This window comes from Polyangium fumosum (assembly GCF_005144585.1).
GTDB lineage: Bacteria > Myxococcota_A > Polyangia > Polyangiales > Polyangiaceae > Polyangium > Polyangium fumosum.
On the sequence record NZ_SSMQ01000025.1, the window covers coordinates 1 to 12,721 of the forward strand.

Annotated in this window: 14 protein-coding genes; 7 read left to right on the forward strand and 7 right to left on the reverse strand. The window is 71.1% G+C overall.

The window, feature by feature from the left end; genetic code table 11:
• Positions 1-332: 332 nt before the first annotated feature.
• Genes E8A74_RS23465 through E8A74_RS23480 form a run of 4 tightly spaced genes read right to left on the reverse strand, consistent with a single transcriptional unit; the run spans position 333 to position 3,712 of the window.
• On the reverse strand, positions 333-986 hold the full coding sequence (locus E8A74_RS23465; RefSeq protein ID WP_136931291.1) for a radical SAM protein: 654 nt from the start codon (positions 984-986) through the stop codon (positions 333-335).
• Between the two features lie 17 nt (positions 987-1,003).
• Positions 1,004-1,861 (reverse strand): biotin--[acetyl-CoA-carboxylase] ligase, encoded by an 858-nt coding sequence (locus E8A74_RS23470; protein WP_136931292.1) that lies wholly within the window; start codon positions 1,859-1,861, stop codon positions 1,004-1,006.
• Complete coding sequence (nadC, locus tag E8A74_RS23475; protein WP_136931293.1) at positions 1,858-2,706, reverse strand: carboxylating nicotinate-nucleotide diphosphorylase; 849 nt, start codon at positions 2,704-2,706, stop codon at positions 1,858-1,860. Before nadC ends, E8A74_RS23470 begins: the two co-directional genes overlap by 4 nt.
• 10 nt (positions 2,707-2,716) lie before the next feature.
• Positions 2,717-3,712: a 3-oxoacyl-ACP synthase III family protein gene (locus tag E8A74_RS23480; protein ID WP_136931294.1), complete on the reverse strand. Its 996-nt coding sequence runs from the start codon at positions 3,710-3,712 to the stop codon at positions 2,717-2,719.
• Positions 3,713-3,913: 201 nt separating this feature from the next.
• On the opposite strand from E8A74_RS23480, the gene E8A74_RS23485 reads away from it, so the two are divergent.
• From E8A74_RS23485 to E8A74_RS23495, 3 genes are all read left to right on the forward strand, one after another.
• Positions 3,914-4,735 carry a hypothetical protein gene (locus tag E8A74_RS23485; protein WP_136931295.1) on the forward strand — a complete coding sequence of 274 codons (822 nt, stop codon included), beginning with the start codon at positions 3,914-3,916 and terminating at the stop codon, positions 4,733-4,735.
• Between the two features lie 274 nt (positions 4,736-5,009).
• Positions 5,010-6,989 carry a serine/threonine-protein kinase gene (locus E8A74_RS23490; RefSeq protein WP_170229317.1) on the forward strand — a complete coding sequence of 660 codons (1,980 nt, stop codon included), beginning with the start codon at positions 5,010-5,012 and terminating at the stop codon, positions 6,987-6,989.
• Positions 6,990-7,042: 53 nt separating this feature from the next.
• On the forward strand, positions 7,043-7,963 hold the full coding sequence (locus E8A74_RS23495; RefSeq protein ID WP_136931297.1) for a hypothetical protein: 921 nt from the start codon (positions 7,043-7,045) through the stop codon (positions 7,961-7,963).
• 4 nt (positions 7,964-7,967) lie between these two features.
• Here the strand turns inward: E8A74_RS23495 and E8A74_RS23500 are convergent, their stop codons facing one another.
• The gene (locus tag E8A74_RS23500) at positions 7,968-8,672 is read right to left on the reverse strand and encodes an aldo-keto reductase family protein (RefSeq protein WP_136931298.1); all 705 of its coding nucleotides are present in this window, start codon (positions 8,670-8,672) and stop codon (positions 7,968-7,970) included.
• Positions 8,673-8,810: 138 nt separating this feature from the next.
• On the opposite strand from E8A74_RS23500, the gene E8A74_RS55840 reads away from it, so the two are divergent.
• Positions 8,811-9,356: an FKBP-type peptidyl-prolyl cis-trans isomerase gene (locus tag E8A74_RS55840; protein WP_136931299.1), complete on the forward strand. Its 546-nt coding sequence runs from the start codon at positions 8,811-8,813 to the stop codon at positions 9,354-9,356.
• A 4-nt stretch (positions 9,357-9,360) separates the two neighbouring features.
• Here E8A74_RS55840 and E8A74_RS23510 read toward each other — a convergent pair whose 3' ends face one another.
• Positions 9,361-10,221 carry a serine/threonine protein kinase gene (locus E8A74_RS23510; RefSeq protein ID WP_136931300.1) on the reverse strand — a complete coding sequence of 287 codons (861 nt, stop codon included), beginning with the start codon at positions 10,219-10,221 and terminating at the stop codon, positions 9,361-9,363.
• A 74-nt stretch (positions 10,222-10,295) separates the two neighbouring features.
• Positions 10,296-10,721, reverse strand: a complete 426-nt coding sequence (locus tag E8A74_RS23515) for a tellurite resistance TerB family protein (protein WP_136931301.1) — start codon at positions 10,719-10,721, stop codon at positions 10,296-10,298.
• On the opposite strand from E8A74_RS23515, the gene E8A74_RS23520 reads away from it, so the two are divergent.
• The 3 genes from E8A74_RS23520 (at position 10,720) to E8A74_RS23530 (ending at position 12,660) form a co-directional block, all read left to right on the forward strand.
• Positions 10,720-11,565 (forward strand): tetratricopeptide repeat protein, encoded by an 846-nt coding sequence (locus tag E8A74_RS23520; protein ID WP_232379706.1) that lies wholly within the window; start codon positions 10,720-10,722, stop codon positions 11,563-11,565. The two genes, E8A74_RS23515 and E8A74_RS23520, sit on opposite strands and share 2 nt — an antisense overlap.
• Positions 11,566-11,593: 28 nt before the next feature.
• Entirely contained in the window at positions 11,594-12,316 is a 723-nt protein-coding gene (locus tag E8A74_RS23525) for a nucleotidyltransferase family protein (RefSeq protein ID WP_136931302.1), read from the forward strand.
• 149 nt (positions 12,317-12,465) lie between these two features.
• A complete protein-coding gene (locus E8A74_RS23530) occupies positions 12,466-12,660 on the forward strand; it encodes a hypothetical protein (protein WP_136931303.1) in 195 nt (64 codons plus the stop codon).
• Positions 12,661-12,721: the final 61 nt, after the last annotated feature.

Sequence of the window (12,721 nt, forward strand, 5' to 3'; positions counted from 1 at the left end):
GCGTTGCCCCAGGCCCCACCCGGGGCGGTCCGCCCCGGGACCCGGACCAGGCACGGCCTGGACCGGGGGTGGAAGAACTGCGCTCCGCGCAGTTCTTCCACCGGGCCGGTGGCAAGACCATCGAGGTGGGTTTCAAGCTGGCGACGGACACGCTGCCCGTTGAACCTGCAGCGCTGCCGTGTTGGTTGGCAGGCCCGTCGCCGGTCTTGACCTGGCGTGTTCGATGAACTGCGCGATGCGCAGTTCATCGACCCGGGTCCAGCGCCTCGCTGGTCCGGGTCCAGGGGTGGACAACCCCTGGTCGGGGCCCGGGGTGAAACCCCGGTACGGCGCTACACGCCTTGCGTATCCGCGCCCCAGATCACCTTGTGGAGCTGGACCTGTACGCGCACGAGCAGGGCGTCTTCGAGGACCCAGGCTACGAGGTCTTTTGGCGAGAGCTTGCCCCACACGGCGGAGGCGAGCAGCGTGCAGCCGAGCTGTGCGAGCTCGCGCTCGTGGATCACGCTGCGCATCCACTCGTAGTCGACGCGATCGGAGAGCACGAACTTGATCTCGTCGCGTGGGGTGATGTGCGTGAGGTTCGACCAGCGGTTGCGGTGGGTCTCGCCGCTGCCGGGGGCTTTGAGGTCCATGATCTTGTGGACGCGGGGATCGACGCGGGAGATGTCGGCTTCGCCGCTCGTCTCTACGAGGACCGTACGTCCTGCGTCGCAGAGCTCTTGCAGGAGCGGGATGGCGCCGGGTTGCAGGAGGGGCTCGCCGCCTGTGAGCTCGACGAGCGGCGTGCCGAAGGCGAGCGCCTTCTCTCGCACCTCGCTGCGTGGCATTCGTTTTCCGCCGTAGAAGGCTTGGGTCGTGTCGCACCAGGCGCAACGCAGGTTGCAGCCGGTCAGACGCACGAACGTGCACGGCAGCCCGGCGAACGTCGATTCGCCTTGGATGCTCGAATAAATCTCGTGGATGACGAGGGAGTCTTCCTTCACGGCCGGGGGGGACGTTCTTACCCCGCGGCTTCGCCGGCGCCAGGCCCGCGGCGAATCCGCGCGCCTGGCGAGCCGAGGGGGCCGTGTGTCGTGACGCTCCCGGAGCCGATCCGGTGCTTGGTACCGTCGCTCCCGATCACGCGGAGGTAGCCCTCGGGATCGATGCCTGCGGCTGTGCCTGAGACTCCCGAGACGTCGAGGGGGACCCCGCGGAGCACGTCGCGGTCCTCGAGCTCGGCGAGGAAGGGGCCGAGCCCGTGGGCTTCGAACATGCGCGCGACGTGGCCGATCTCTGCGAGCAGACGTGCGGCGATCGATGACCGGTCGAGGCCACGTCCGCCGAGCGCGTGCAGTGACGTCGCGCGGGGGGCGAGCTCCTCCGGGAACGAGGCGGCGTGCACGTTGAGCCCGATGCCTGCGATGACGGCGTCGATCGTGCCGCCGCGCAGGGTGGTCTCGACGAGCAACCCCGCGAGCTTCTTGCCGTCCACGAGCACGTCGTTCGGCCACTTGACGCCGGCGCGCGTGCTGCTCGTTGCGCTCGACCCGAGCACCTCGTCGACGACGCGCGCGACGCAGACGCCGAGGACGAGCGCGAGTGGGGGCAACGCCTGCGGGGCGAGCTTGGGGCGAAGGACGACGGAGAGGTAGAGGTTTTCCCCGGCCGGCGAGTGCCAGCGGTGGCCGCTGCGGCCGCGGCCCTGGGTCTGCGCGTCGGCGAGGAAGGCGGAGCCGTGGGGCGCGCCTCCGGAAGCGGCGCGGCGCGCGTCGTCGTTCGTCGAGGCGGTGACGGAGGCGACGACGACGGGCCGGCCGATGCTCGCGCCGAGCCGTTCGAGCTCGGCTTCGATGCGGAGAGGATCGAGGTCGCTCAAAGCTGGAAGTCGAGCCCGATGTCGGCCGCGGGCGCCGAGTGCGTGAGAGCGCCGACGCTGATCACGTCGACGCCGGCGAGCGCGAGCTCTGGGATGCGCTCGAGCGTGATGCCACCGGAGGCTTCGAGGATCGGCCGCGGCGACAGGTCTTTGGCGCGGGCGACGGCGCGAGCGACATCCTCGGTCGAGAAGTTGTCGAGCAGGATGATGTCCGCGCCCGCTGCGATCGCCTCTTCGAGCTGCACGAGCGAGTCGACCTCGACCTCGATGCGCGACGTGTGCGGGGCGTGCGCCCGCGCGCGCTCGACGGCGCGCGAGATGCCGCCGGCCGCGATGATGTGGTTGTCCTTGATCATCACGGCGCTGCCGAGGTCGTTGCGGTGGTTGATCCCGCCCCCCATGCGGACGGCGTAGCGCTCGAGCACGCGCAGGCCCGGCGTGGTCTTGCGCGTGTCGGTGATGCGCGTCCGCGCGCCCTTCGGGACCGCGTCGACGTAGCGGCGCGTGACCGTCGCGATGCCCGTCATGCGCTGCACGAGGTTCAGCGCCGTCCGCTCCGACGCGAGCACGGCGCGGGCCGGCCCGCGCACGCGCCAGAGCGTCGTGCCGGCGGGCGCTTCTTTCCCGTCGGGCACGAGCGTCTCCACCATGCAACGCGGATCGACGCGCGTGAACACGCGGCGAAAGACCTCCGCGCCGCAGGCGATGACGGCTTTGCGCGCGACGGCGGCGGCGTGGCTTTGCGTCTCTGCGTCGACGCAGGCCTCGCCGGAGAGATCACCACCGGCGAGGTCTTCTTCGAGCGCGCGATCGACGATGGCGTCGAGCAGGGGGGGAGCGATCATCGGGCTCTTCTTACCACCGGAGCACGGCCGCGCCCCAGGTGTAGCCGCTGCCGAAGGCGGCCGTCAGCACGGTCGTGCCTTCCTTGATGCGGCCCTCGGCGACGGACTCGCTGAGGCCGATCGGGATCGTCGCGGCCGTCGTGTTGCCGTACCGCTCGATGTTGTGGACGACCTTCTCCTGCGGCAAACCGAGCTTGTCGGCCACGTACTGGTTGATGCGCATGTTCGCCTGGTGCGGGACGAACAGGTCGATGGTGCTGATGTCGATGCCGGCCGCGGCGAGCGCCTCGCGGCTCACCTCGGGCATCTTCTCGGTGGCCCAGCGGAAGACCTGCTTGCCGATCATCTTCGGGTACTGCTCGCCCTTGTCGAGCATCTCGTACGTGATGCGCGGGATGTGCTTCGACGCGGGCGCGGGGATCCAGAGATCCTTCGCGCCCGTCCCATCGGCGTGCAGGTGGATCGAGACGAGGCCACGATCGTCCGACGGGCTCGGGCCCACGAGGGCCGCGCCCGCGCCGTCGCCGAAGAGCACGGCCACGTCGCGGCCGCGCTCGGTGAACTCCACGCCCGTCGAGTGCACCTCGGCGCCCACGACGAGGATGTTCTTGTACGCCCCGACGCGCACCCACGCGTCCGCGACGCTGAGCCCGTAGAGGAAGCCCGAGCACTGGTTGCGCACGTCGAGCGCGGGCACGCCGGGCAGGCCGAGCTTCTCGCCGAGGAAGCAACCCGAGCCGGGGAAGAAGTGATCCGGGCTGAGGGTCGCGAAGATGATCATGTCGACGTCGGAGACCTTCCGACCGGCGCGCTCAAGGGCCATGTGCACGGCCGGCACGGCGAGGTCGCTCGCGCCGATGCCGTCGTGCTCGATGAAGCGGCGCTCCTTGATCCCCGTGCGCTGCTGGATCCACTCGTCGCTCGTCGGCATCATGCGAGCGAGGTCGTCGTTGGTCACCACCTTGGTCGGCACGTAATGGCCGACGCCCAGAATCGCTGAACGCATGCCTGCGCTCGTAATGCGACTCGGCCGGGTATCAAAGGCATAACGACCGACACGGTGCGTCAGCGGACGAAATACGTCCGACCGAGCGGGCACGGCATTGGACTGCGAATGATTTTTTGCGGCGCCGCGTTCGCTTCGTCGCTCCATTTCGCGGCTGTTCTCGGTCATGCTCGGGCGGCTCCGGGAGGAAAGCGACGAACGATGGAAGGACGCGAGGCGAAGGTACGAGAACGAGAGCAGCTCCGGCGCGAGCGCGCGGAGCTCGGGGCGGCGGGTCTGGGGCGCGAGCTCCGCGTGCCGCTGCGAAACCCATCCCGCACGCTTTGGGGGTTCGCCGTGCTCCTCGTGCTCGGCTTCGCGCTCGGGCTCGTCGTCGGGATCACGCGCGGCGGCAAGATGGGCGTCGCGCTCGCCGGGTTCGGCGGGGTGCTGCTCGCGTGCGGGATTTATGCGGCCGTGCTGGCGAGGCGCTTCGGCGCTCGGCAGGACCTCGCGATCGTGCTCGGGCTGCGTACGCTGACGGTCCCGGCGCTGCCGCTCGTGCGTGGTGGGACGGTGGAGATCGCGTACGAGGATCTCGAAGGCGTGGCGCTCCTGCCCGCGGGGAGCCGCCTCCGGCACGTGCTGCGGACGTCGGACGGCCTCGTGCCGCTGCCGCTCGACAGGCTCCCGCGCGCCCAGAAGAACACGAAGCTGCCGCTGCGGATCCACGTGCGGGCGGCGCTCGCGCGCAAGCGTCCGCGGCTCGCGGTCGCGCGGCTCGCGGCGGTGGAAGCGCAGCTCCTCCACGAAGGCCCGAGCCTCGGGGCCCTCGTGGCGATGAAGGACGGCGTGCCGGAGGTGATCTCGGTGCTGCGCGACGAAGCGCACCTCGGCGCGTGGCTCCTCTCGGGGGAGCTGCCCGCGGGCTCCGAGATGATCTGCGCCCAGGACGTGCTCGACCCGCTCGGCGACGCGCTCCGGGACGCGATCGGCGCCCGGGTGGACGTCGGGGACCGCCCCGCCCCGGCGTCACTTCGATAATCGCTTCCGTATACCCACCCACGCCCTTGTACGAGAGCTTTCAACACGCGGCGCCGAGGGCTTCGGGCCGATGTCCGCCGCGCGCGCAGCGACCGGGCCCCTGCCCTCACCGGCCGTCCCGGATTTCCGCGCGCGTCCCCGTTTCCGCCCTGCCGGTCCCTCGCACGGGGAGCGCAGGATCACGCCGCGTCATTCGACAGGACGAAATTCTTTGTCGTTCGTCCATAGGGCTGTGACACTCTCCCGCGTCCAAAGTAGCGCCGCACAGGTCCCCATGCGCCCTCAGGTCGGCCAGGTCATCAACAACAAGTACCGGCTCGTCCGCGTCATCGGCGATGGCGGGATGGGTAGTGTCTACGAGGCTCGTCACGAGGTGCTCGGCACCACCGTGGCGCTCAAGTTCCTCCACCCCGAGCTCTCGCGACGCCAAGGCCTCGTGCAGCGCTTCCTTCAGGAAGCGCGCGTGTCGGCGCAGATCCAGAGCCCCCACGTGGTGCGGGTCAGCGACGTCGATCAGAACGCGAACGGGCAGGCCTTCATCGTGATGGAGTACCTGGAGGGCAAGACCCTCCAGACCCTCTACGAGGAGCTCTACCACGCAGGCCAGAGGCTCTCGTACGCCGACGCGCTCGAGTACGCGAGCCAGATGCTCGACGGCGTCGAGGCCGCCCATCGCGCGGGCGTCGTGCACCGGGATCTCAAGCCCGACAACGTCATGATCACCCGCGGGTCCAAGGGCGAGCCGCTCCTCAAGCTCCTCGACTTCGGCATCGCCAAGCTCAAGGTCACGGGCGAGCTCGATCGTGGCCTCACGCGGCCCGGCGTGATCATGGGGACGCCCGAGTACATGGCCCCCGAGCAGGCCTACTCCGCCGACGCGGTCGACGCGCGCGCCGACATCTTCTCGCTCGGCGTGATGGTCTTCGAGATGCTCGCCGGTCGAAGGCCCGTCGGCGGCGACGAGCCGCACCAGATCGCCTCGGCCTACCTGACCGGGCAAATCGCGCAGCTCACGGACCTCGCGCCCCACGTGCCGCCCGAGCTCGCGAGCGTCGTGCACCGCGCGATGGGGCCGAAGCCCCCCGATCGCTACAACTCCGTCGCCGAGTTCCGCAGCGCGCTCGAGCCCTTCGCCATGGGCACGCGCAGCGGCGCGGCCGGCGCAGCCGTCGCCACGCCCATGCCCGGCTCCGTCACGCCGAAGCCCGCGGTCTCGCCCGCGGCCGCCGTGACGCCCGGCGAGACGGGCGCCTCGCCCATCCCGAAGACGCTGCCCCCCACCGACGACAAACCGCCGCCCGGGGTGAGTGAGCCCTCGCTCCCGCCGTACCAGGTCGGCGCGACGCCGCTCGGCGGGTTCGACGCGCCGCACCGGGGGCCCCACACGTCGATCGGCGAGCCCCTGGCCGCGAGCCTCACGCCGAGCCCCCGGTACGACGCCACGGCCCCCGCCGCGCCCCTCGCCTCGCATACAGCCCCGCCCGGAGGGTACGACATGTCGCCGCGGCCCGGCGGCACCGCGGTCGGGCAAGCCCTCCCGTCCGGCGGCTACGGGCCCGTGCAGACGAACTACGGCGGGGCGCCGGGATACCCGCCCGCGAACGGATACGCCGCGCCGCCCGGCTACGGGCCCACCACCCCGATGAACCCGATCGGGGCGCGGGCCACGCATCAAGCCCAGCAGAAGCGCAGCGGCGGATCGTCGGTCGTGCTGATGCTCCTGCTCGCGGCCGCCGTGACCGGCGTGGTCGTCGGCGGCGTGTACCTCGGGCAAAAGCTCACGAGCACAGAGGAGAAGGGGAACGACCCGGTCGCGCTGCAGCCGCCGCCCACCACCACGGTCGTCGCCTCGGATCCTGGCTCGCAGCCGGTCCAGACGACGGGCCCGGTGAACACGACGCCGACGCAGCCGTCCCCGCAGACCACCGTGCCGAAGACGACGACCACGGTCGGCGGGACGAAGCCCCCGACGACCGGCACGGGCACCACGACGTCCCCGCAACCCTCGGCCTCGGGGAGCACGGCGCCGACGGGCATCCCGAACCCGTGGGGCTCGGGCATCCCGCTCCCCTGGGGAAGCACGCAGATCCCGCTCCCCTTCCCCATGCCGGGCCAGCAGCCGACGGCGCAGCCGACGAACACCACGCCGGCCCCCACGGCCACGCCGACGAACACCACGCCCACGCCGCGGCCCTCGACGAGCGGGAGCGGTCGGCCCCGCATCCGGATCCCGATCCCCGGGCAAAACCCTTGATTTCGTCCCCGAGCGCAGCGCACAGCTCGTAGGCCCAGGAGAACGTCGGCGAGATGAGCGAACAGCAAGGTGGTCCGCCGGGCGGGCCCTACGGTCCCGGAAAAACGATCGTCGGTGAGCCCCTGTTCGGCCCCGAAGGCCCAGGCGTCGCGCCAGCCCCCGTCTACTCGGCCCCCGCGCCCCTCGCAGGCGCGCCCGTGCCCGCCACGATGGTCGACGCCGCCCCTGTGCAGGGCCCCGCCCACCCGGCCGCCGCGCCTCCGGCAGGCGCCCCCTTCGGTGGGGGATCGGGCACCCAGCCGGGCGCTCCGCCCTACGGCGCGCCGCCCGCAGCAAACCCGTACGGCGCTCCCGCCCCCGGACCGGCTCCCTACGGCGCGCCAGCCCCGTACGGCGCTCCCGCTCCCGGTCCGGCGCCCTACGGCGCGCCCGGCCCAGGCATGGGCGGGCCCCCCGCGTACGGCATGCCCCCGCCGCCGGTCCGCGCGGTCTCGTCGGGCAGCAGCGGCCCGCCGCTCGTCGCCATCGGGCTCGGCGCGGCGTTCGTGATCGGCAGCCTCACGCTCGGCGCCTATTTCATGCTGGGCCGCAGCCCCAGCAGCAGCGACGAGGACGTCCCGCTCGCGCCCGTCCCTACGCCGAGCGCCGTGTCCGTCGCGTCCGATCCTCCCGCCACGGGAGACACGCCGCCGCCCGAAGCCACGGGCGAAGCGCCCGTCCCGACGAACGAGCCGGTGCACACCCCGTCCACGACGACGACGCCGAAGCCCACGACCACCGCGACGTCGACGAGCACGACGAAGCCGCCGACGCAGATCCCGACGACGACCACGACCGGGACGACGCCCAAGCCGCCGACGACGACCACGTCGACGAGCCCGCCCACGCGCCCGACGGTCAACCTGCCCGGCACGACCTCGCCTCCGACGCGGCCCACGGGCACGACGAAGAAGAGCATCCCCAAACCGTTTTGAGGTCCTACGGTGCCGGCAGCGGGCCGAGCAGCGCGCTCGCCGCCGCCTCCGCGATCTCCTCGAACGTGCGCGGCGCGCAGAGCGCCACGTCCACCACCGGGTGGCTCAGCGCGAACCGCACGTGCGCGCCGCCCGCCTCCCGTTGCGCGGGCGGCGACGCCACGACGCCCGGCCGCTTGCCCGCGAGCGTCGCGAAGAGCTCGGACTCGATCACGCGGCGCGACGCCTCGTAGCGGATCGTGAGCACGTCCGGCGCGAGCTCGTCGCAGAGGGACGCCGCGAGCGCGCCGTCGTCGCAGGCGATCCCGAGCGCCCGCGCCTTGCCCTCGGCCCGGAGCTTCCGCATCGCAGGCCACGTCTCTCCGGCCGCCCAGAGCCGCGCCCGCACCCCGAGCAGGTGGAACACGTCCACGTGCCCGACGCCCATCCCGCGCGTCACGAGCGCCCACTCCCGCGGCACGAGCGCGCCGATCGGCACGTACGCGCCGCACGCGATCACCATCCGATCGCGGTGCCCTGCGCGCACGAGCCGGAGCACGCCGGCCGAGAGCGCGGGCCAGAGCGGCGAGGCGAAGAAGTAGTTGACCCCGAGCTCGTGAAAGGCGCGCTCGACCGTGTCCGCGTCGATGCCGCCCGAGCCCACGAGCCCGAGCGGCGAGACCCGGAGCCCCGTCGAGCCGAACGGCGTCTGCGGAAGGGCGGTCGTCATGCCTGCCATCGCCGAGCGGCCGGGCACAGTCCGCGCGCCGGCTGCGTTCGCCGGAACGTACCACGACCGGAAGCGCGCTCGGCGGGCTCTCGGCGCGGGGCGCTTGCTCGTGCGGCATTCGTCGAATAGGAGGGGCCCATGATGGCCATCCGTCGTTTGGGTTCGCTCGCGGTCGTCGCCCTCGGCATCACCGCCGCTGCTTGTGAGAACAAGGTCCCCGAGCCGTCCGCGGAGCCTCGCGCTGCAGCGCCGCGCGAGCCGGAGAAGCCGGAGCCCGCGGACCTCATCAAGGAAGACATCACCATCGGCACGGGCCCCGAGGCCCGCGAAGGCGACAAGGTCAAGGTCCACTACACGGGCCGGTTGCTCAAGACGAACTTCATGTTCGACAGCTCCGTCGGCAAGGATCCGTTCGAGTTCCAGCTCGGCAAAGGCGAGGTCATCAAGGGCTGGGACGAGGGCGTCGCCGGCATGAAGGTCGGCGGCAAACGCAAGCTCACGATCCCCTCGAAGCTCGGCTACGGCGACGACGGGAGCCCGCCGAAGATCCCGGGCAAGGCGACACTCGTCTTCGACGTCGAGCTACTCGACGTCATCTCCCCGAGCGGCAAACCCGCCGACGCCAAGGGCGAATCCGGCAAGGAAACGAAGGACGCGCCCAAGAAGGACGCGCCCAAGAAGTGAACCGCTAACGCCACGCGACCTGGCGCAGGTCCTCCCAGACTTCGCGCGCGGACTGGTAGCGGTAGGCGTCGCGGCGCCGGAGCAGCTTGGCGATCACGTTGCCGACGGGCGTGCCGAGCCCCTCGGCCTTCTTGCGCGGCGCGCCCTCGGAGATCTGCCGCGTGATCTCCGGGTACGCGACGTCCACTTCGATCGCGGGCTGGCCCGTGTGCATCTGGTACATGAGCAGCCCGAACTGGTAGAGGTCGCTCTGCGTCGTCGTGTATCCGGCGGTGACGAGCTCGGGCGTCAGGATCTTGGGGTTCGCCACCTGCGGGCGGAACCAGCGCGTGTTGCCCTGGAGCTGATGGGCGACGCCGAAGTCGGTCAGCTTGACGATCGGGGATCGATCGAGCTGCGAGATGAGCACGTTGCCCGCGTGGAGGTCGGAGTGCACGACGCCGCTGTCGTGCAGGTACTGCAGCGTCATGAGGAGCTGGCGGCAGAGCTCGACGAGCAAGAGATCCGAGAACGGCCGTCCGAGGAGCGCGCGCAGGCTCGTGTCGCACCGCTCGAGCGCGAGGTAGAAGAGGTAGTTATTTTCGAACGCGTCGTGGATGTAGACGATGTTCGGATGGCGGAACTGCTCGAGCCGCCGGAGCTCCTGCGCCCACTCGTCCTTCACCGCCTGGTAGGACTTGTTCGCGGGGCGCAACATTTTGAGCGCATACCGTTGGTCGAACGGCCCGATGCACTCGTAGACCGATCCGTACTGGCCGTCGCCGATGAGCGCGCCGACGACGTAGGTGCCGCGCGTGGACGTGAGCGTCGTCCCCGGGACCGGAAACGGGATCTGATGCGAGCCGGTTTGATTCGACCAGTTCACGCGACTTCAATTTAACAAGAATCAGGCCGCGCGGGTCTTCTCTGCACCATGGACGCCCAGGGCGGCGCGGGGCGTCATCCGCCCTCCGCTTCGCGCACCATCTCCTCGATCCCCTCACGGTCGAGCCCGAGCGCCGTGCCGATCTCGTGGATCATGGCGCGCTCGGCGTTCGAGATCGCGCCGTCGGCCGTGATCACGCCGATCGCGAGGCTCAAGGCCGCGCGGCAGGCCCCGGGGCTGCCGAGCGTCTGGCGCGCGCCCTCGAGCAGCGCCGCCGTGCCCGAGGCCTTCCGCGCCGCGTCGAGCCGCGTGATGAGCTGCTCCAGTTGATCCGGCAGCACCTTGCGGTCCGTCAGCGACTGCACGCTCCGCGCGAAATGGCGCTTCTCCTCCGCGCCGAACACGCCGTCCGCGTACGCGGCGAGGTACATGAGCTCGACGAGGGCCTCGAGCTTCGGTTCGTCGAGCGTGTGCGAGGATCGCAGGGAGATGGGCGCCATGCACCTTTCCTACACCGTCCTCGCCGAGGCCAAAAGACCGCTGAAACGGCCCTCGATCGCCCTGGACGTCCGGAACGAGGAAAAACACCGGCGAGGGCGAGCCGTGTGTCATCCTTCCTGGATGCGCCCATTCCACCACGGCGCCGCCTTCTGGACGCTCGGGACGCTCGCGCTCGCCGCCTGCGGCCCCGCGCCCGCGCCGAAGGCCCCGTCGAGCGAGGATCTCGCGGCCGAGGACATGGGGGAGATGCAGCCCGCGGCCGCGCCCGTCGCGCCCGCGCCCGAGCCGCCGAAGCTGCGCCTGCCGTGCGCCGAGGCCGATCTCGTGGGCTGCACGAACGGCTGCAACGACGCGGTCGTCGAGGACTGCGTCACGCTCGGCGCGATGTACCTGCGCGGCGACGTCGTGCGCACGGACAGGGCGCGGGCCGTCGACCTCTTCCGCGGCGCCTGCACGAGCGGCAGCGCGCGCGGCTGCATGAAGCTCGGCGATCTCTACCACGACGGGACGCTGAAGGACGACCCGACCGAGGAGGTCACGCTCTACCGCAAGGCCTGCGACGCGGGCGCGAACCGCGGCTGCCTCGCCGCGGGCAAGGCCTACCTGGAGGGGCGTGTCGTCGGCGTCGACCCGGTCTTCGCGTCGACGCTCTTCACCCGCGTCTGCGAGCGCGGCAACGCCGAGGCCTGCCTGGAGCTCGGCCGGCTCTACAAACGCGGCCACGGCGTGCGCAAGGATCCGGCCCGCGCGACGACGCTCTTCACGAAGGCCTGCCAGCTCGGTCTCGACGAGGGGTGCCTCACGGCCGATCCCTCGGGCGAGGTCGCGCCTCCGCGTCAGTAAACGCCCTCGCGTGGTACGTTCGCCGGCGATGAAGGCCATCGTTCTCGCCGGGGGCAAGGGCAGCCGCCTCAAGCCGTACACGGCGCTCATCCCGAAGCCGCTCATGCCGATCGGCGAGCAGACCATCGTGGAGATCCTCCTCCGCCAGCTCGCGTATTACGGCACGCGGGACGTGACGTTGTGCACGGGCCATCAGGCCGGCCTGATCGAGGCCGTGCTCGGCGACGGCAGCCGCTACGGCGTGGAGCTCTCGTACCGGCGCGAGGAGCAGCCGCTCGGCACGATCGGGCCGCTCCGCGCGATCGCGCACGAGCTACCGGAGCGCTTCCTCGTGATGAACGGCGACATCCTCTGCGACCTCGATTTTGCCGAGCTTTCGCGCCGGAGCGCCGAGGCGAACGCGTCGCTCACGGTCTGCGTGTTCGAGCGCGCCACGAAGATCGATCTCGGCGTGCTCGAGCTCGCCCCCGAGGGCGCCGTGACCGGGTTCCGGGAAAAACCGACCTACTCGTTCTGGGTGAGCATGGGCATCTACGCGATGAGCCGCGAGACGCTGCTCCGGTTCGTGCCGGAGGGCGTGCCGTTTGGCTTCGATCAGCTCATGCACGCGCTGCTCGCCGCGCGCGTGCCCATCCAGACGCACCCGTTCCGCGGGCACTGGCTCGACATCGGGCGCAGCGACGACTTCGCCGAGGCGCAGGACGAGTTCGAGCGAAATCGCACGCGTTATCTGCCCGAAACGAAGGCGTGACGGGCCAGCGCGGCCATAGGCTCTCGGACAAACCAATCGTCCGCGGCCCCCTCGACGAGGACCTGCTTGGCCCCACGTGGTGGGAGGGAGCGGCGATGCGGCCGGCGGGGTTTTTCCCCGGTGCTCGTCCGCTGGGAGGAGTGTCCGTCATGGCACAGAACAAAAACCAGGGGAACCAGGGCACCGAGGAGAAAGGCTCGATGACCGTGGAGGAAGCCGGCCGGATGGGCGGCCAGCGCGTGCGCGAGCTCGTCGAGGAAGGCAAGCAGGCCGAGGGCGAGCAGGGCGGAGGGGCATCCGGCGGCAGCCAGGAGCAGGGCGGCCGAGGAAGCCAGAACCGCTGAGCGAGTTTGTCGGGAACCTCCCCACGCCCCACGAGGCGAGCCGCGGTGGCCCGCTTCGTGG